Genomic DNA, 18,719 nt, shown 5'->3' with positions numbered 1-18,719 from the left:
TCCGTATAAATATTTTCTGTAAAAAAGCGCATTGTCATGTTGTCAGTTTGGTCAATCACAGTTAATCTAAAATCAATCTTTTTAAGTATAAATGAACAACATACAAGGAAGGTCTTTGCGTGGGTCAGCTAACTGATGCATCAGTTGTTTTGCGACTAGGCTATCAAGCCATCCGTCGTTCGGGTTTGCCAACTGAAGAAATTTTAATGAAAGCTGGTGTGGCCTTAAATCAGGTTGAGACCAATGATCGAACTCCGCTCAGTGCCCAATATGCGTTTTGGGTGGCTGCAGAAGAAGTGAGTAAAGATCCTGATATTGGTTTGCATTTGGGTGAACATCTGCCTTTATATCGTGGTCAGGTAATTGAGCATCTGTTTATTTCCAGTGAAAACTTTGGTGAAGGGCTGAAGCGTGCTTTGGCCTATCAGCGCCTGATTAGTGATGCCTTTCATGCCACACTGGTGATTGAAGATGACCGTTGCTATTTAACCAATGGTGAGCAGCCGTGGGGAGAAAATATTGTCAATCGTCACTTTTCTGAATGTGCGCTCTCTGGCGTGTTGCGTTTCTTCAAGTTTATTACTGAAGGCCGTTTTCAACCGATTTATATCGATTTTAACTTCAGTCAGGGCGCACCCGATGATGAATATTTCCGGATTTACGAATGTCCGGTGAGTCTAGGACAAAAGGAAACTCGTTTATATTTCGATCCTGCAATTTTAGATTATCAGTTATGGCAAGCAGAACCGGAGCTGTTGCAGTTACATGAGCAATTGGCGATTGAAAAGCTGCAAGAGCTGGCACGTTATGATCTGGTTGGGGAAGTACGCCGTGCGATTGGCTCGACTTTAGAAAGTGGCGAAACCACTTTGGAAACCGTAGCCACCCATTTAAATATTACTCCACGCCGTTTACGTACCCAGCTGAGTGAAGCCAATACCAGTTTTCAGCAAATTCTGTCTGACTACCGCTGTCGTCTGGCGAAGAAATTATTGGCCAATACGGCAGAGAGTGTAGAGCGAATCGTCTATCTAACAGGATTTTCCGAGCCGAGTACTTTTTACCGTGCTTTTAAGCGCTGGACCAACGAAACGCCGGTGGAATATAGAAAACGCAAGCAGCGTTAAGAAATCCCTCCTAGCCTCCCTTTCTTGCACTGCGACTTAAAGCAATGCTTAAGTCTAGATCAGGGAGGAACTTTACCCCTCCTGTTAGGAGGGGTTAGTGAAGGTATTTATTTTTAAATGAACACTTCAAATTTAGATGATACTTTTATTCCAGCATATTTAACCAGTGCGGTCCCAAGGGCTGTTTCGGAAGATCGAACTGTTCCGGATAATCTGCATGGATAAAATACAAGCCATCTGGTGGAGCAGTGATTCCTGCTGCTTTTCGATCTTCAGCAGCAAAAATTGCATCAATGTGGTCGATGTCATACATGCCCTGACCAATTTCCAGTAAACAGCCCATGATGTTGCGTACCATATGGTGCAAGAAGCCATCAGCTTGAATATCCAGAACCAGATAGCAACCATGTTGAATCAGGCGACAATGCTTGACATGACGCACCGGTTGATTGGACTGGCAGGCTGCGGCACGGAAACTTTCAAAGTTGTGGGTACCTTCAAATTTTTTCGCAGCCTCAATCATCTTGTCTGAATCAAGCGGATAATATACATGGGTAACTTGTTTATAAAGTAATGCGGGACGCACTGGATTGTTATACACCACGTAACGATAACGTCGTGCTTGTGCTTTGAAACGGGCATGGAATGCCATATCCATTTCTTTAATCCATTGTATTGAAATATCCTTAGGGAGTTGGCTGTTTGAGCCCATCAGCCAGCCATCAATACTGCGGATGGCTTGAGTATCAAAATGCGCCACCATATTGGTGGCATGCACGCCAGCATCGGTACGACCTGCGCCATGTAGCATGATCGGTTCATTTGCAACTTTGGACAGTACTTTTTCAATGGTTTCCTGTACGCTACGCACGCCAGTTTGCTGAGTTTGCCATCCTCGATACTCAACCCCAGAAAACTCAATACCGACCGCAAAACGTTGCATATTTACCTCTATTTACACTGAATCATGCCAGTGAGCATGCCACTGGTCTACGCTATCGTATTGTAAATACATTTTCAGTGCTTTTGCATAAAGATCTGCATGTCCCAAACAATCACTGATGATGATATTGGCATGCTGAGTCCATTCGCTCACGGCATAGTGTTGGTTAATCGTGCCAAAAGGGACTTGAGTGGTAAGAACAATCGCGCAGCCTTGCGCGTGTATAGCATGAAGCGTAGCAATGAATTCCTGATTGACCGCTAAATTGCCTGTACCGAAGCCTTGTAAAATCAGAACATGAGGAGGATGTTGTTGTAAATTTTTTAAGTTAGCAATTTGCTGTTCTATGGCGATCGGCTGTGCCATTAAACTTAAGCAGTTAAATGTCGCTGCCTTGCTGATATCATTCTCCTGCACAATATGATATTGGCTGGATAGAGTGATTGGCTGTGCTGCATTGACCCCGTTAAAGGCATCCAGTTCTGTGGTATGGATTTTTAATGCCGTCTGGGCATGAACCAAATGATGATGAAAGGCTAAATACACTCCAACAGGATATTTAACTGTACAGTCTAGGGCAAAGTTTAAATTATCAATGGCATCGGTAAATTCACGGGTATTGTCTCCCGCAGCATTTAATAGGGGATACTGGCTTCCAGTCATGACCACATGCGCGGATTGACCCAGAAAGCGTGACAGCACGGCACTGGCATAACTGAGGGTATCGGTACCATGAATAATCACAAAATGCTGAAACTGTTGTAGCTGAAGCTGTTGAATATACTGGATCAGTTTCAGCCAGTCTGTGGCTGTGCAGGCACTGCTGTCCTGAATGACTGGTGCAACAAAACATTCAATCTGCTGATCGAGAGGGAGTATGTGTTGCAGTTTTGGAATAAATTGCTCAGCAGGCATAGGGCTAAGTGGATCACCAATACAGCCAAATGTACCGCCCATATAGATTAACGCTATTTTTTTCATCATAAAAAAAGCAGCCAAGGATGACTGCTTTATAGTAGATCGAAATCGCTTAAGATGCTATTTGATTACGCAAATGATCTGCTTGCTGGCGTTGTTCAGTCGTATATCCGGCTTCTTGCTCTGCCAATAATTCACGTGCCGATTCAAATGCACCCAGTTGAATATATTGCTGTGCCAGTTCCAGATTCAGGCTGATTTCATCTACTTCAATCAGCTCAGGGAAGGATTGAACCAATGGATCATTTTTATCTGCTTTGGATGCAGATGAGCTGACATTGCTAATATCAAAGTTTACGCCTGCAGCTTTCGCTGGCGCTGCTGATACAGCAGGCTCTTCAATTGTGGTAGCAGCTTCTAAATTAAAGTCCAGATCTAAGCTTGGCTTAGTTTCTTCCTGCGCAATTTTGGCTTCAGGTGCTGCAACAGTTTCTGTTTGCGAGAAATCAAAATTAAATTCAGGCTTTTCTTCTAGAACAGGTTCAATATGAGGCGTTTTTTCAATTGCTGGCTGTTCAGTTGCTGCAGTATCTAAACTAAACGAGAAATCTAAAGGTTGAATGTCCTGAACAGGAGCGGTTTCTACTTTGGTTTCTGCTACAGGTGCAGGCTCAAGATTAAAATCACTAAAATTTAAAGGCTTGATTTCTTCAGCAGGTGCTGGCGTTGTGTCTAACTTGGTTGCTGAGCCTAAAGATAAAGTATGGAAATCTAGAGGTGTGACTTCTTCAACAGGAGTCGTTGATGTTTCTACTTTTGGTGCTGTATTGAAAGATACAGAATTGAAATCAAGAGGTGTGATTTCCTTTTCTGGTTGAGCTGAAAGCGATTTTTGTTGTAATCGATCAAATGAAAGATCATTGCCTGATTTGGCTGGTACATCCGCACTCATCAGTGCGTCAAAATCAGAAGTACTTTTCGGTTCTTTGGCTACTGGATCATTAGCACTTGATATGCTGGATGCAGGTTTAAAATCAATCGTATCTGTAGACTTAGAGGATACTTTTTCATTAGCTTCTTTTTCGTAAGCTTCTTTTTTAGCTAGTGCCTGTTCTAGAAAATCATCCAGTTCTAATGAACGCAGATGATTAATCAGTTGATTAATTGCAAATTCGTCTTTCTGCAAGATATGAATATCAAGTAACAGTAAATACAACTCATGCTGTGAATTGTCTTTGTTTAAAGCCTGGTTAATTTGTGCTTCAGCAGAGAAAAAATTGTTTTCGTGAATTAGTTTTTCAATTTTATTGCGTACATCAGCAGCTAAAGGGGTGGTTTCTTTCTTGGTAACCACCGAGCTTTCCACAATTTGAGTTTTTTGCGGTGACTTTTTGGTTGAAGTGACTTTTTTCGCTTTTGACGCTTCTTCTGCCTGTTTATTTGAGTCACGTTTTTTTAATACAAATGCGATCACTAATAACAATATAAACGGAATCACATAAAGCAGCATGTTGTTACCCCTTGCAGGATTGAGTCGTTATCAATGGAACCCATCCTAAAAAATCAAATTGTATAACACCTTAGTGTGTTGGCTTTTTCTCTGCTTGCTGTGCTTTCAATTGTTGTTGCAATTGAGCAAGACGAGTATTTAATAATTGAATTCTGTGATCCTTTTGATGCAGTGCCAAATCTAATTGTGTTACGTTTCTCTGTAATTTAACGGTTTTTTCACGTGATGTCATAACTTTTAATGACAACTCGTTTGAAGTTTGATTTTTTTCCGTGTTCTTTTTGGCAGAACCGCTGGCTGAATCTTGTTCTTTCTCTGCAACCAGGCTCATTTCTGCCTGATTCAAGCGATATTTGGCCTTGGCCGACTGCTTAGACGGGTGGGATGGTGCTTTGGCTAAATGGGTAACTTTGGCTTTTTGCTCTTCTTTAGCGTTTCCTGCGGGATTTAAATTCAAAGCCGCTCCACGGCGTAAACGATTCACATCGCCTTGAATAAAGGCATGTTCGTTGTTGGTTTTGATTTGTTTCATTACTTCGCCAATCGGACGATTTTGCTCAGTCGCCACGCGTGATGCAATCGCCCAGAGCGATTCATTGGATTGCACTACATGCTTTGTGGTTTGTGCGGTAACAGCAGGATGAGGAGATGGAGTTGGCGCTGTTACTGCTGGTTTGGCTTTTACAGCAGCTTGCTGAGCCGGTTTTTCTGCACTTGTATTTGCCGCAAGCTGTTTAGAACGGGATTCGGCATATTGTTTCGCTAATGGATCTGCAGAAAACGGGCTGTTACTGGTACTTTTGATCGGATTTTTTGTGCTGGCAGATTCGGGAGTTGCCGTTTTTTGTGCAGCTGCTGCAGCTTGATTGGGCTGTACTACAGTTTGAGCTGCAGGCATGGCCATAGATGAAACGACTGTCGGTACAGATATGCCAGTATTTAAGCTTGGCGGAGCTGACTTTTGAAGCTTTAATGGTGTGCCAAAAGATGCAGCAGTGTTGGTTTGGACTTGAGCAACCTGATATTGCCTGCTTTCAGGCAGCTGTAAAGCAATATCTTTTTCATTCACAATAGTGATTGGGGTTAAAGGTTTTTCATTGCCAGTAATTCGTGCCTGAGCCTTTGCCGAGCTACGTTGCAGGGGTGTTTTAATATGCTGTAAACGTGTCGCGTTGCCTTCCTGAATTTTAATAATAATATTGAGTTCGGCTTCAGTTAAAGGGCGTGAAGAGGTAATAGTAATCACACCATTCCCCGAGCTATCGCGACGGGTAAAGAAATTGAGATGGCCGGGAGGTTGATAGGCAACCCCTAAAGTTGCAATATCTTCCGCATTTGCCAGGCTGGCTTGTATTTGTGCCTGAGGAGCAGCATTGCGAAAATTCATTTCGGCATACAGTAATTCACCTGGCGCAGATTGAATTTGAATAGGATCAATAGTAATCGCATGAATATTCTGCGAAGCAATAATGGCTAAAATGGCTATCTTTAATTTGTTATATACGGTCATCTTAATCTTTAGCTCGATTTTTTTATGGCATTGCGACGGTTATAGATTAACTAGCTGTTGAAGAATTGTAAAACAATAACATAAAGGATACATAAAAAAAGCCAATCAATTGAGACCGGCTTTTCTTTTTTTCTTGCATCTAGCAATTAAGCATTTTTGTAATCAATCAAAATACGTAACATACGACGTAAAGGTTCCGCAGCACCCCATAGCAGCTGATCGCCGACAGTGAATGCACCAAGGTATTCTTTACCCATGTTCAGCTTGCGTAAACGGCCCACTGGAACAGACAGGGTACCTGTGACTGCTACCGGAGTCAGATCAGTCATAGACGCTTCACGAGTGTTTGGTACTACTTTAGACCAGTCATTTGCATTTGCAATAATGTCTTCGATCTCGTTCAACGGAATGTCTTTTTTCAGTTTCAAGGTAATCGCTTGAGAATGGCAACGCATTGCACCAATACGAACACAGTGACCATCAATAGGTACAATCTGTTGATTGCCTAAGATCTTGTTGGTTTCAACCTGGCCTTTCCATTCTTCTTTCGACTGACCGCTTTCAAGCTGCTTGTCGATATATGGAATTAAAGAACCAGCTAAAGGCACACCGAAGTTTGCCGCAGGGAAACCTTCACCGCGTTGTAGCGCTGCAATTTTAGAGTCGATGTCTAAAATCGGTGATTTAGGATCGTCTAACAAATCTTTAGTGTTGTTATACAAGTAGCCCATACCGTTGATCAGTTCACGCATGTTTTGCGCGCCTGCACCAGAAGCCGCCTGATAAGTCATTGAAGTTGCCCATTCCACCAAGTTGTTTTGGAACAGACCGCCTAAGCCCATCAGCATCAATGAAACTGTGCAGTTACCACCAACGAATGTTTTAGTACCATTCACCAAACCATCTTTGATGACATTCATGTTGACAGGGTCAAGCACGATAATGGCTTCATCATCCATACGTAAGGTAGATGCCGCATCAATCCAGTAACCATTCCAGCCTTCAGCTTTCAGTTTCGGGAAAACTTCAGTGGTGTAATCGCCACCCTGGCAGGTAATAATGACATCCATTTGCTTCAGACAGTTAATGTCTGTTGCATCCATAAGTGCTGGGGCAGTCTTACCGCCAAACGCAGGTGCTTCACCACCTGCATTACTGGTAGAAAAATAGAATGGCTCAAAATGAGCAAAATCATTCTCTTCAACCATACGTTGCATAAGGACGGAACCCACCATCCCGCGCCAACCGACCAGACCTACTTTCATGCCACTTCGCCTCGGTGCGTTAAAAAAAATCAAAAGGGATTCGAGTGTATCAAAAAGGGACGTGACTGCAAGTACTACATAATCAAAACATCAATATTATTGAGAGAAATATCTTGTTTATGTTACATACAAAATTGATAAAGTTTTTCAACTGCAGATCGAATTACCAAGATAAACAGAGTAAAGCTGATGATTTGGGTGGAAATAATTGCAGTTTTAGTGATATGGCTGACATTCTGGTCACTGATTCCACGGGATGAGTGGTGGATTCGAGGTGCCGATTTTCCACGGTTACAAATTCTGGTTTTAGGGTTCATTGCTTTTATTTTATTGTTGGTCTGGGATCGACCCTGGAGTCTGCAGCGTGAAATACTTGTTATTGCCCTGATCGCGGCACTGGCATATCAGCTCAAAATGGTGCTGCCTTATACCTTTCTTTGGAAAAAGCAGGTCAAGCATGTTCGCAAACATCAGCTGAATCCTGACAAGCAAATCTCCCTGATCATTTCCAATGTACTGACGCCGAATAACCAATACCAGTTGCTGATTGAGCAGATTCAAAAGCATCAGCCAGATTTGCTGTTAACTCTAGAATCAGATCGGGTCTGGCAAAAAGCACTTTTCGTCATTGAAAAAGATTATCCCTTTCGTGTGGCTGTACCGTTAGATAATTTATATGGCATGCACCTGTATAGCCGTTTAGAGCTGAAGGATACTGAGGTCAAGTTCATTTTAAGTAATGAGATACCTTCCATTCATACCACAGTCATTTTACGTTCAGGCCAGCCGGTACAGCTTTATTGTCTGCATCCCAAACCACCGAGCCCCACTGAAGCGAAAGATTCGATGCTACGGGATGCGGAACTATTAATTGTAGGTGACCAGATCAAGGATCTGGATGAAAGCTGTATTGTGATGGGAGACTTGAATGATGTGGCTTGGTCGCGAACGACCCGACTGTTTCAGCGCATTAGTGGCTTGCTCGATCCACGGGTGGGGCGTCACTTTGTCAATACCTTCCATGCCGATTATCCCTTATTGCGTTGGTCACTGGATCATATTTTTCACAGTACCGATTTTGCGCTGATTAGCATGAAACGTTTACCGCATATCGGCTCGGATCACTTTCCGGTCTATGTAGTTTTACAGACAGGACGTGTTTTTGAACGGGTGCAAGAAGAACTGGAGCAAACGGATGCCGATGAGCAGCAGGCACAAGAAACAATAAAAGAAGGTATTGAAAAAGCTGAAAAAGAAGAAAAACCAGTCACCGATGAAATTGCCCAGAGCTATAAAAATGCAATCAAGCAAGCTGAGTAAATAATAGAAAAGTGTACGAAATGGCTTACATGAATTTAGGTCAATTGCGAATGGTTCTTTTTTCGAAACTTATTTAATCTAGACTCATCAGCCAAGGAGCCGGGAAAGGAAAATCCCATTATGGAAGATGAAACACATGGCTGATAGAAAGTCATCATGGATATGATGCAGCAATGGATAGCAATAACAGAATAAAAATAACATTTGAAAGCACAACCTCATGTACCCGAGTTTTGCAGGATGCAGAACTCGGGTCTATGCTTTTATATAACCTCTTGAAAATAAAATTTCAGCCATGTATTTATCAATATTTCAAGAACTTAAAATTTATGTCGTAAATTTTACTGAACTATCACGTGATGCTTTATATATTTATGCGGGGCTGGTGCTATTCTTTATCGTGGCGTTTTTCCACCATCCTCAGTTGAAGTCGAAGTGGGCGATTTTGGCTGTGGTTGTTGTTGCAATTGCTGCAGAGCTGTTGGATGCCCGTAATGATTTGATCAAGCATGGTTATTGGCGCGTGGGAGCCAGCATGCACGATATGATCAATACCATTTTCTGGCCTTTGCTGATCTGGTTAATGGCAAGGTTTAGAGTGTGGAAAGGGTATCAGGCTATGACTTTTGCAATATCCATGCATGATGAAGTTGATGAAGAAGAAGTCTTAAAAATTTATCGGGCAAATCATTGGTCATCCGCCCAGAAGCCAGCTCAGCTGATGGCGGTATTACATCACTCACATAGTCTGGTGACAGCCAGGCAGGTGGTGGTGTATTTTCCACATTTGCTGGTACATCCCAATTTTCAAAAATTGGGGGGCGATTAATGATGGAAGCAATGTTATTAAAATATAAAGATTTTCACCAAAAGATACTGGTTGCGGAACATCAAGCCATAAAATTTTATCAAGCAATCGGTTTTGTTCGTGCAGGACAAACTGAACCTATGTGGATTTATGCAGGAACAGAACATTGATGATTTCTAGATTGATTCAATTTTATATTTTGCCCAGTCCGCTTTAATCTGTTACGACAAGATGAAAAGCGGCCGGGATATAAATAGACTTAACTTTATTTCAGAATCTGATTATACAAATTCAGCGTCTGATCGCACATTTCTTTTAAGCTAAATATCGTCACCGGCTTAACCTCTTGAGGTTCATCCATATGATGCTTCACTGTATTGAAAAGCGCAGTTTGATCATTGACTTCAATTAAACCCTGCGGATAAAGCTTCGATAAAATTTCTGCTACACCGCCTCGGTTCCAGCCAATCACGGGCGTACCGACAGATAATGCTTCTAAAGCCGTACGGCCAAAAGTTTCCGCCTGATTGGAAAGCGATAAAACCACATCAGAAAAGGCGAGCCACTCCCGAATATCTGAACGGTGACCGACAAAGGTGATTTTTTCCGTGAGACTTTTGGCTTGAATGTTTTCCTGCATTTCTTTGAGGTAGGCCGCTTTTTTCGGGTCAGCTCCGCCCACCACCACCGCATGTAAATTGGGATAGTGTTGCTGTAATTTTTCAACCAATCCAATCAGGGTTTCATGACCTTTTAAGCGGGTAATCCGTCCGGGAAGACAGACTAAAAACTTGTTTTCCAGTTCAGGAAAATCTTTAAAGGTTTGATTCAGCCATTGCGCAGAAGGCTGATAACCATGCGGAAAAGCGGCAGGGTCAATGCCACGGTAAATCCGGACAATATCCTGTGCTGGGCAATTTTTGTAATTGTCAGTGATGTATTTGACCACGCTGTCCGATACGGCAATCACTTTTTCAGCTTGGATCATGATTGCGCTATAACGGTTAATCGAATAGAAACCATGCACGGTGCTGACCAGATGCGGACGACGCTCTGCAGGAATTCCTTTTAAGGCAAAATGGGTCAGCCATGCAGGTACACGGGAACGCACATGTACAATGTCGGGTTGATGCTGCTCAATCAGCTGACGTAATGGGCGAATTTGCCATAAGCTCGAGAGGGCTTTTTTATGAATGGCCAAAGTCAGATGTTTTGAGCCTTCTACTTCAAGTTGCGCTACCAGCCGGCCACCATTGGAAACCACCAAAGACTCATGACCTTCTGCAACTAGGGCACGGGCAATTTCAAGGGTGCCGCGTTCTACGCCACCGCTATTAAGTTCAGGAAGAAGTTGCATCACTTTCATGTCTTTTGCCTTTAGGATTGTCGCAAAGCGGAGTTTTACCGTTTATTTATCCAATATTTGGAGTTTATTCCTTACTTTTGTTTCGGCAAAAGTAACAAAACCATTTGTTGGACTGACGACACATCCATGATATCGCAGTCAAACGGGCGACATCCTTGTCGCCTTCACACGATAGCGGATTCTATGTGAGCTTTCTTAATTGTCTTATTAATAGATTTCCTCAAAGCCTTCAGGGCGGGTTTTAAAGCGACGGTGGAACCACATATATTGGGTTGGGGCAATACGTAGCTGATTTTCAATAATCCGATTGACGCGTGTGGCATCATCTACTTCATCTTCGCTCGGCAGATTTTCTACGGGAGCTTCAATCAGTACTTTATATCGGGGATTGGCAATATCACCATCACGATAAAAATACAGCGGAATAGCGGCAGCTTTGGTCATTTTAATCAAGCGACGATGTGCGGTCATCGTTGCAGCAGGCACACCAAAAAAGGGTGCCATCACGCCTTGTTTTAGGCCATAGTCCTGATCGGGACTGTACCAAATGGCACGACCATTTTTTAAATGACGAATTAAACCACGCATATCGTCATGATCAATCTGGTGGGTATAAATGGTGGCGCGGCAGCGGTAAATCAGCATATCCAGCAGTGGGTTATTCTGCGGACGATAGACCACATCCGGTTCGAAATACTGGGCGCAAAGGTAGCCACCAGCATCCAGCAAAGTAGAGTGAGTGCCTAACAATAAAACCCCTTTGCCTTCGGCTTGTGCTTTTTGGAGATGTTCCAGACCTTCAATACTGACACGACCCTTAAACCACTGTGGACAGTACCAGGCATTCAGAGTTTCAAAAATACCCATCATCTGGTCAACAAAAACCTGTCGGGTATTTTCCTGAACCTGTTCAGCTGACCATTCAGGAAAACAGAGTTCTAAATTTCGAATCGCGGTTTTACGGCGTGATTTAAGCTGATTAAAGGCAATATTGCCAATAAAGGTTGCCAAGCGGTGCTGAATGGCCCACGGTAAAATCGCCAAAATCATCAGGAACACAATTCCAATCCAGATACCCCAATATTGAGGTAGCAGGAATGACCATTGGAATTTTCCGGGTTGGTAATCTGGCTTTTTACTCATAGTGACCATTTTGAACAAAAGTTTTTTGCAAGTGTAACATGAAGTTATTTTTTAAATAAAAAAGCACCTGTAAGGTTAATTACAGGTGCCCGTATGATCAATCAGATCAGTTGCCGTTAACAAGATTTTCTAATTCTTCCCAACGTTCTAGTTTTTCCAGTAACAGCTCATCAATTTCAGTTAAGCGATTGGAAAGTTTCATGGCTTGATCGGCATCTGAAATAAACAAAGCACCATCTGCAAGTTGAGCGTTAATTTCAGCTTGCTCTTTTTCCAGCGCTTCCATTTCAGCCGGCAGCTGCTCTAAAGCACGCTGATCTTTATAACTGAGTTTCACTTTCTTCGGTGCTGCTGCGGCAGCCGCTGCTTCAGCTTTGGCCAAGGCTTTTTTCACATCACTTTTTTGATCAACAGCAGTTTGATCAGGACGTTGTTCCAGATAATCCTGATAACCACCGATGTATTCATCGATATTGCCTTTACCATCAAACACCCACGTCGATGTGACCACATTGTCCATAAATGCACGGTCATGCGAGATTAAAAGTAATGTGCCGGTATAACCACCCAGCATTTCTTCTAATAGCTCAAGCGTCACCATATCCAGGTCATTGGTTGGCTCATCCATTACGATCAGGTTCGATGGTTTAAGTAACAGTTTTGCCAATAGAATACGGTTACGTTCACCACCAGACAAGGCTTTTACTGGAGTACGCGCACGTTCAGGCGAGAACAGGAAATCTTGTAGATAGCTGTAGATATGACGACGGCCACCGTTGACATCGACAAAGTCCGAACCTTCAGACACGTTATCTTTAACCGATTTTTCCAGATCAAGTGCATTACGCAGTTGGTCGAAATAGGCAATTTCCAGCTGGGTTCCGGTTTTGACCGAACCACCGTGTTCAATTTCACCTAAAATGGCTTTGATTAGCGTGGTTTTACCCACACCATTGTCACCGACTAAACCAATACGGTCACCACGAAGGACCAATGCAGAGAAATCTTTGATGATTGGAGCATTGTCACCGAAGGTCACACTTAAGTGTTCGATATCGAAAACCAATTTACCCGAACGGTTGGCATCTTGCGTTGCCATGCTAACTTTGCCTTGCTGCGAGCGACGTGCTTTTGATTCTTCACGCAATGCTTTTAATGCACGTACACGACCTTCGTTACGGGTACGACGGGCTTTAATCCCTTGGCGAATCCAGACTTCTTCTTCAGCTAAACGTTTGTCGAATAAAGCATTTTGCTTTTCTTCCGCTTCCATTTGCTGCGCTTTAAGGTCAAGGTAACGTGAATAGTTGCCTTCAAAACTGCGCAATTGACCACGGTCCAACTCGACAATACGGGTAGCAATGCTGTCGACAAATGAACGGTCATGCGAAATAAATAATAAGGTTAAATTATTTTGATCGAGCAGGAATTTTTCCAGCCATTCAATGCTTTCAACGTCCAGATGGTTGGTCGGTTCGTCGAGTAGTAAAACATCGGGTTGCATCAGCAATGCACGAGCAAGCAGTACACGACGTTTACGACCACCAGATAAATCGGCTAAATCGGCATCCGGATCTAGACCCATTTTACTTAAAATGGAATTGACTTTATTTTCTAAAGCCCAGCCATCCAGCTGATCCATTTTATGTTGCAAGTGACCCATACGGTCGCAAGCTTCCATATCACCGAGTACACAGGCATTACTGGCTTCATGATATGCTTTTAATACTTCTGCGGCTTCACCTGCACCATCGGCGACAATGTCAGCGACTTTACCGGAATCCATCGGTACATCCTGAGCCAGCATGGAGATGGTGATACCATTTTGTAAAGAAACTTCACCACGGTCGGGTAGCAAGCTTCCCTCAATGAGTTTAAGTAAAGTAGACTTACCCTCACCGTTGCGGCCGATTAAACAGACTCGTTCACCGCGTTCCAAAGTGAAGTTCGCGCCGTCGAGCAGGGAAGGTCCACCAAACGCAAGTTGGACATCCCTTAAAGTAATATAGGCCATACTGTTTCCTGAAATCCCCAATGAGGACTTAAAATGACTAAACAAAAAAATCTTAATGATCAGGCGTCATTTTCCGCACCCATAGAAGATTTGCAAGTCCGAATTACATTTTTAGATGATTTAGTTGAACAATTAAATGAACAAGTGACGCGTCAACATATTGAAATTGAAGATTTAAAGAAACAAATGCGGTTATTGTATCAACGTGTGGAATCGGCAGATTTATCGGAAGGCATTGCTGCGTTTGACCCGATGACCAACCGGCCACCGCATTATTGAGCTTAATCAATCTGTGCATTAAAGCCCGGGTATATACCCGGGCTTTTTGTTTAAAGAAGGATTGAACTTTTTCTACTCTTTGACATTAGCCTTTAAAAGCAAGGCACTCAGGCTGAGTGAGGGTGCTGAATAAAAATTCAAAAGCACAAAAATATTTGACCTTTGCCATGGTTACCGTTCTAATGCACCGCATCTGCCTAGCTGAACTGTCTATTCGAAGATGAATCATAAAGTCGTTCTTCTTGATCTTGAAAATAATATGCCGACTGCACAACTGTTGCGTAATATCATTCAACATTATGCGGTGGTTTATCTATTTAATTGCCAAGGAAAATTTGAATATTCTCTTGAAGATTTAACTGAATTTTCAGGCTGGGTCAGCAGTGGGCAAGTGGTTATTCTGGAAACTGCGGAAGTCGAACACAAAGAGTTTGAATATGCGGTTGTGGTCGGGCAGCTGATAGCGCTGTTAGATGAGGATAGTTCTATTGAACTGATCTCGGCTATGCCAAGTAGTGAAATGCTGCTGGAAATGATGCAGTCTTCAAATCTGAATTGTAGCCTGATTCACATTCAGCCAGAAGAATCCTCGCAAAATTCAAAATATAAAATCCCCAGTACTGAAACCATCAAGCAAAAACCTGATTTGCTCTTGATTAAAAAATACTGTGATACTTTGGGGAAAATGAAGGGTAAGCCGAATACGCTTGAGAAACTGAAAAACTCAATCAGCAACATTTTGCAGGTGGAGGATAATCAGGCACAGCAACTGACTGGTTTATTGATTAATCTCAAGATTGTGAAACGTTACGACGAGCAGATCAGCTTCCGTAAAAAACTGCTGAAACAATGGATGCAACTGGATTTAGATCCGGACACTTCTGTAGAAAAAGCACCCAACCTTTCCTCCATTTTGACGGATTTATCTGCTGAATCTTCCCAGCAGGACGAATCAGCACCGGCAAATAGTCTTTATCAAGCACAAAAAGAGTTATTTAAAAACTTTTCCAAAATTGATCCTGTTCAGGTGATTGTGGCGCAAAAATTACGCGAATTAAAATCCGATAAACCCAAAGACATTTATGCCTTGCGTGATTTACTGGAGCAGATGTTCCCTAAATCGGATGTGCGATTGTTACTTAAAGAATTGATTGAGAAGGGATATATTTACTGGAATGGCAGTGAAATACTGTATAGTCATGAGATGTTCTTGAATTAATTTCATCGCTGTAACTTGCGTTTTGTATTCAGCTTATGCAACTCTAATAAAGGAATAAAAAGGTTGTACTATGGAAAATACCGGAATTTGGATTACAGTCTTCATCGTACTTTTTGTGCTGGGCTCAATTTTTGGACTTCGTGTCAGTCCAAGAGAGAAAGCTTTAGGATTGATGCGTGAAAGAGCGCGTAAGATGGCTTTGCATCCACGATTAGTTGCAGCTCCCGATTGGACTAAAATTCCAATGGCAACTGAGAACCGTGCCAGTATGGTTGCTTATTACAGTGTTTTAATTCCTGATGCCAGACTTCCCCTGATGCGTGCACGTGTAGAAGATCAAAAGCTGAAACTTGTGCAGGGTGATGAGAAGTTTAACGATTTGCCCATTGCATTAAAGGGCATTTATGCTATTGATATGCAGGCAAACTGTGTAGGACTCTATTGGGATGAAGAATCAGACCTTCGAGCAACGCAGTTAGAAGACATCAAAACATATTTACAGTCTCTGGCTGAATTTTAATTTATAGACCTCTTTACAACAGGAATGATGGTTAACTATGGCGAACGCTCCTCGGTCAACATCCAAAAGCACCACAGCAAAATCACCGAGTGCTGCGAAAAAACGTGCCTTAGTGATTGTGGAATCGCCTGCAAAAGCGAAAACAATCAATAAATATCTAGGTTCTGATTACATTGTAAAATCATCGGTGGGTCATGTCCGTGACTTGCCGACAGGTGGATCTAAAAGTACAGAAAAAAAGCCTGTATCACGTGCCAAACTCAGCGATGAGCAAAAGGCTGAAAAAGCCCAAACGGCTTTGGTTAATCGTATGGGGGTTGACCCTGAACACGATTGGAAAGCTCACTATGAAGTGCTTCCTGGCAAAGAACATGTGGTTGCTGAACTGAAAAAACTGGCATCGCAAGTTGATGAAATCTATCTCGCAACGGATATGGACCGTGAAGGGGAAGCCATTGCCTGGCATTTAAAAGAAGTCATTGGTGGCGATGATTCACGTTATCAGCGTGTGGTCTTTAACGAAATTACCAAAAATGCCATTCAGGAAGCCTTTAAACAGCCTTCACGTTTAGATATCGATAAGGTTAATGCCCAACAAGCACGCCGTTTCCTAGACCGCGTGGTCGGTTTTATGATTTCGCCATTGCTATGGGAAAAGATTGCCCGTGGTTTATCGGCAGGTCGAGTGCAATCGGTTGCAGTAAAATTGGTGGTAGAACGTGAACGTGAGATTCGCGCTTTTATTCCTGAAGAATACTGGCAGGTTTTTGCAGATACCAAATCTAAAAAAGATGACATTCGTTTAGAAGCAGTCAAACAAGGTGGCAAAACCTTAAAACTGCAAAATAAGGCACAAACGGATGCTTTATTAAAAGTCTTGAATGATGCCGAATATAAAGTATCGACGCGTGAAGATAAACCGACCAAGGTTAATCCAAGCGCACCTTATATCACATCGACCTTGCAACAGGCCGCAAGTACCCGTTTAGGCTTTTCTGTAAAGAAAACCATGACGATGGCACAGCGCCTGTATGAAGCAGGTTTTATTACTTATATGCGTACTGACTCAACATTCTTAAGTGATGATGCAGTCAATATGGTTCGTAATCACATTGAACTTGAGTTCGGTGAAAAGTACTTACCTGGCAAGCCAAACCGTTATGGTAATAAAGCAGGTGCGCAAGAAGCCCATGAAGCGATTCGTCCATCCAATGTTTCCCTTAAAGGGGATCAGTTGGTCGGTGTCGATCGTGATGCACAGCGCTTGTATGATCTGATCTGGCGTCAGTTTGTTGCATGTCAGATGACACCGGCAGAATACCTGTCTTCTACTATTTTAGTTGATGCCAATGGAGTGGAACTTAAGGCTAAAGGTCGTACTTTAGTTTTTGACGGTTTTACCAAAGTTCGCGGGGCAAACAAAGCCGATGATGATATTTTGCTACCGGCAGTTAAAGTGGGTGAAATTCTCAAACTTGAGAAACTTGATCCATCTCAACACTTTACCAAGCCACCGGCACGTTTTACCGAAGCTTCATTGGTTAAAGAACTAGAGAAAAAAGGTATCGGTCGTCCATCAACTTATGCGGCTATTATTTCGACCATTCAAGATCGTGGTTATGTAAAGCTCGACAATCGTCGTCTGTATGCCGAGAAGATGGGTGAAATCGTGACGGATCGTCTCGATGAAAACTTTAACAATCTGATGAATTATGCTTTTACCGCGGATCTTGAAGGTCAGCTGGATAAAGTGGCTGATGGACAGCGTAACTGGAAAGAATTGCTGGATAATTTCTACGGCGATTTTAAAAAACGCTTGACCACCGCACAAGGTGAAAGTGGCATGCGCCGTAACCTGCCTGTAGAAGTGGAAGCCGTACATTGCCCTGAATGTTCACGTCCTATGCAGATTCGTACCGGAACAACAGGCGTGTTCCTAGGATGTTCGGGCTATAACTTGCCGCCTAAAGAACGTTGTAAAGGTACGCTGAATTTAACCCCGGTAGAATCTTTGGCAGCACTTTCTGATGATGATTCAGCAGAAACCGCAGACTTGATGTCGAAAAAACGTTGCCCGATTTGTGAAACGGCAATGGACAGCTATGTGATTGATGGCGGTCGTAAATTGCATATCTGTGGTAATAACCCGGATTGTGCCGGTTTTGAACTCGAAGAAGGTGAGTTCAAAATTAAGGGCTATGATGGCCCAACCATTCCATGTGATAAATGTGATGGCGAAATGCAGTTGAAGACCGGCCGTTTCGGACCTTATTTTGCCTGCACCAGCTGTGACAATACCCGTAAAGTGTTAAAGAGCGGTCAGCCTGCACCGCCACGTGTAGATCCGATTAAGATGGAACAGTTGCGTTCTACCAAGCATGATGATTTCTTCGTCCTTCGTGATGGTGCAGCAGGTTTATTCCTGGCAGCAAGTAAATTCCCGAAAGTCCGTGAAACACGTGCCCCTAAAGTTGCTGAACTGCGTACTGTGGCCGATCAGCTTGATCCAAAATATCAGTTTATTCTGCAAGCGCCCGATGTCGATCCTGAAGGGAATCCGACTTTGGTGAAATTCAGCCGTAAGAACCAGTCTCAATATATTGGTTCGGAAAATGCTGAAGGCAAGCAAACCAAGTGGAGCCTGGTATTCCAGGATGGGAAATGGGTTGAAGCTTAAGTTTTAAGTTCTGAAAAATGCTGACGAAAGTCGGCATTTTTTATGTTAATGGCACGACTAGGGTTTACCGTGAATAGCTTAGATGGGAGGAGCTTGTATG

16 protein-coding genes are annotated in these 18,719 nt (G+C 42.9%); 8 read left to right on the top strand and 8 right to left on the bottom strand.

Going from position 1 to position 18,719, the window contains the following annotated elements; translation table 11 throughout:
• The first annotated feature begins 119 nt into the window (after nucleotides 1-119).
• Nucleotides 120-1,127: an AraC family transcriptional regulator gene (locus B9T29_RS00295; protein ID WP_086174002.1), complete on the top strand. Its 1,008-nt coding sequence runs from the start codon at nucleotides 120-122 to the stop codon at nucleotides 1,125-1,127.
• Between the two features lie 145 nt (nucleotides 1,128-1,272).
• Here B9T29_RS00295 and truA read toward each other — a convergent pair whose 3' ends face one another.
• From truA to asd, 5 genes are all read right to left on the bottom strand, one after another.
• Nucleotides 1,273-2,070, bottom strand: a complete 798-nt coding sequence (gene truA, locus B9T29_RS00290; RefSeq protein WP_086174001.1) for a tRNA pseudouridine(38-40) synthase TruA — start codon at nucleotides 2,068-2,070, stop codon at nucleotides 1,273-1,275.
• Between the two features lie 12 nt (nucleotides 2,071-2,082).
• Nucleotides 2,083-3,054, bottom strand: coding sequence for an asparaginase domain-containing protein (locus B9T29_RS00285; RefSeq protein ID WP_171263935.1), 972 nt, complete (start codon nucleotides 3,052-3,054; stop codon nucleotides 2,083-2,085).
• Nucleotides 3,055-3,100: 46 nt separating this feature from the next.
• A complete protein-coding gene (locus tag B9T29_RS00280) occupies nucleotides 3,101-4,498 on the bottom strand; it encodes a hypothetical protein (protein WP_171263934.1) in 1,398 nt (465 codons plus the stop codon).
• Nucleotides 4,499-4,568: 70 nt separating this feature from the next.
• Nucleotides 4,569-6,008 (bottom strand): FimV family protein, encoded by a 1,440-nt coding sequence (locus B9T29_RS00275; RefSeq protein ID WP_086174000.1) that lies wholly within the window; start codon nucleotides 6,006-6,008, stop codon nucleotides 4,569-4,571.
• A 146-nt stretch (nucleotides 6,009-6,154) separates the two neighbouring features.
• A complete protein-coding gene (gene asd, locus B9T29_RS00270) occupies nucleotides 6,155-7,273 on the bottom strand; it encodes an aspartate-semialdehyde dehydrogenase (protein WP_086173999.1) in 1,119 nt (372 codons plus the stop codon).
• 189 nt (nucleotides 7,274-7,462) lie between these two features.
• On the opposite strand from asd, the gene B9T29_RS00265 reads away from it, so the two are divergent.
• The 3 genes from B9T29_RS00265 to B9T29_RS16410 all read left to right on the top strand — a co-directional run bounded on the left by B9T29_RS00265 (nucleotide 7,463) and on the right by B9T29_RS16410 (nucleotide 9,571).
• Nucleotides 7,463-8,593, top strand: coding sequence for an endonuclease/exonuclease/phosphatase family protein (locus B9T29_RS00265; RefSeq protein ID WP_086173998.1), 1,131 nt, complete (start codon nucleotides 7,463-7,465; stop codon nucleotides 8,591-8,593).
• 295 nt (nucleotides 8,594-8,888) lie between these two features.
• Complete coding sequence (locus B9T29_RS16415; protein ID WP_228146538.1) at nucleotides 8,889-9,422, top strand: hypothetical protein; 534 nt, start codon at nucleotides 8,889-8,891, stop codon at nucleotides 9,420-9,422.
• Nucleotides 9,422-9,571 carry a hypothetical protein gene (locus tag B9T29_RS16410; protein WP_228146537.1) on the top strand — a complete coding sequence of 50 codons (150 nt, stop codon included), beginning with the start codon at nucleotides 9,422-9,424 and terminating at the stop codon, nucleotides 9,569-9,571. The genes B9T29_RS16415 and B9T29_RS16410 overlap by 1 nt, the downstream gene beginning before the upstream one ends.
• Nucleotides 9,572-9,666: 95 nt before the next feature.
• Here B9T29_RS16410 and B9T29_RS00250 read toward each other — a convergent pair whose 3' ends face one another.
• The 3 genes from B9T29_RS00250 to B9T29_RS00240 all read right to left on the bottom strand — a co-directional run bounded on the left by B9T29_RS00250 (nucleotide 9,667) and on the right by B9T29_RS00240 (nucleotide 13,924).
• Entirely contained in the window at nucleotides 9,667-10,767 is a 1,101-nt protein-coding gene (locus B9T29_RS00250; protein ID WP_086173997.1) for a glycosyltransferase family 4 protein, read from the bottom strand.
• Nucleotides 10,768-10,974: 207 nt separating this feature from the next.
• Entirely contained in the window at nucleotides 10,975-11,910 is a 936-nt protein-coding gene (gene lpxL / locus B9T29_RS00245) for an LpxL/LpxP family Kdo(2)-lipid IV(A) lauroyl/palmitoleoyl acyltransferase (protein ID WP_086173996.1), read from the bottom strand.
• Between the two features lie 106 nt (nucleotides 11,911-12,016).
• Nucleotides 12,017-13,924, bottom strand: a complete 1,908-nt coding sequence (locus B9T29_RS00240) for an ATP-binding cassette domain-containing protein (RefSeq protein WP_086173995.1) — start codon at nucleotides 13,922-13,924, stop codon at nucleotides 12,017-12,019.
• Between the two features lie 33 nt (nucleotides 13,925-13,957).
• Here B9T29_RS00240 and B9T29_RS00235 point away from each other — a divergent pair, with 33 nt between their 5' ends.
• The 4 genes from B9T29_RS00235 (at nucleotide 13,958) to topA (ending at nucleotide 18,619) form a co-directional block, all read left to right on the top strand.
• Nucleotides 13,958-14,203, top strand: coding sequence for a SlyX family protein (locus tag B9T29_RS00235; protein WP_086173994.1), 246 nt, complete (start codon nucleotides 13,958-13,960; stop codon nucleotides 14,201-14,203).
• Between the two features lie 220 nt (nucleotides 14,204-14,423).
• Nucleotides 14,424-15,422: a hypothetical protein gene (locus B9T29_RS00230; protein WP_086173993.1), complete on the top strand. Its 999-nt coding sequence runs from the start codon at nucleotides 14,424-14,426 to the stop codon at nucleotides 15,420-15,422.
• Nucleotides 15,423-15,492: 70 nt separating this feature from the next.
• Nucleotides 15,493-15,942, top strand: a complete 450-nt coding sequence (locus tag B9T29_RS00225) for an ammonium transporter (RefSeq protein WP_086173992.1) — start codon at nucleotides 15,493-15,495, stop codon at nucleotides 15,940-15,942.
• A gap of 37 nt (nucleotides 15,943-15,979) precedes the next feature.
• Nucleotides 15,980-18,619 (top strand): type I DNA topoisomerase, encoded by a 2,640-nt coding sequence (gene topA, locus B9T29_RS00220; RefSeq protein WP_086173991.1) that lies wholly within the window; start codon nucleotides 15,980-15,982, stop codon nucleotides 18,617-18,619.
• Nucleotides 18,620-18,719: the final 100 nt, after the last annotated feature.

This window comes from Acinetobacter sp. ANC 3903 (assembly GCF_002135315.1).
GTDB lineage: Bacteria > Pseudomonadota > Gammaproteobacteria > Pseudomonadales > Moraxellaceae > Acinetobacter.
Note: the sequence above shows the minus strand (reverse complement) of the source record. Positions and strands in the feature narration are given on the sequence as shown.

Bases quoted from the DNA above. Each gene is read 5' to 3' on its own strand.
- B9T29_RS16415 (WP_228146538.1), top strand. From the start codon at position 8,889: ATGTATTTATCAATATTTCAAGAACTTAAAATTTATGTCGTAAATTTT.
- B9T29_RS00285 (WP_171263935.1), bottom strand. From the start codon at position 3,054: ATGATGAAAAAAATAGCGTTAATCTATATGGGCGGTACATTTGGCTGT.
- asd (WP_086173999.1), bottom strand. From the start codon at position 7,273: ATGAAAGTAGGTCTGGTCGGTTGGCGCGGGATGGTGGGTTCCGTCCTT.
- lpxL (WP_086173996.1), bottom strand. From the start codon at position 11,910: ATGAGTAAAAAGCCAGATTACCAACCCGGAAAATTCCAATGGTCATTC.
- B9T29_RS00265 (WP_086173998.1), top strand. From the start codon at position 7,463: ATGATTTGGGTGGAAATAATTGCAGTTTTAGTGATATGGCTGACATTC.
- truA (WP_086174001.1), bottom strand. From the start codon at position 2,070: ATGCAACGTTTTGCGGTCGGTATTGAGTTTTCTGGGGTTGAGTATCGA.
- B9T29_RS00225 (WP_086173992.1), top strand. From the start codon at position 15,493: ATGGAAAATACCGGAATTTGGATTACAGTCTTCATCGTACTTTTTGTG.
- B9T29_RS00250 (WP_086173997.1), bottom strand. From the start codon at position 10,767: ATGAAAGTGATGCAACTTCTTCCTGAACTTAATAGCGGTGGCGTAGAA.
- B9T29_RS00240 (WP_086173995.1), bottom strand. From the start codon at position 13,924: ATGGCCTATATTACTTTAAGGGATGTCCAACTTGCGTTTGGTGGACCT.
- topA (WP_086173991.1), top strand. From the start codon at position 15,980: ATGGCGAACGCTCCTCGGTCAACATCCAAAAGCACCACAGCAAAATCA.
- B9T29_RS00275 (WP_086174000.1), bottom strand. From the start codon at position 6,008: ATGACCGTATATAACAAATTAAAGATAGCCATTTTAGCCATTATTGCT.
- B9T29_RS00235 (WP_086173994.1), top strand. From the start codon at position 13,958: ATGACTAAACAAAAAAATCTTAATGATCAGGCGTCATTTTCCGCACCC.
- B9T29_RS00280 (WP_171263934.1), bottom strand. From the start codon at position 4,498: ATGCTGCTTTATGTGATTCCGTTTATATTGTTATTAGTGATCGCATTT.
- B9T29_RS16410 (WP_228146537.1), top strand. From the start codon at position 9,422: ATGATGGAAGCAATGTTATTAAAATATAAAGATTTTCACCAAAAGATA.
- B9T29_RS00230 (WP_086173993.1), top strand. From the start codon at position 14,424: ATGAATCATAAAGTCGTTCTTCTTGATCTTGAAAATAATATGCCGACT.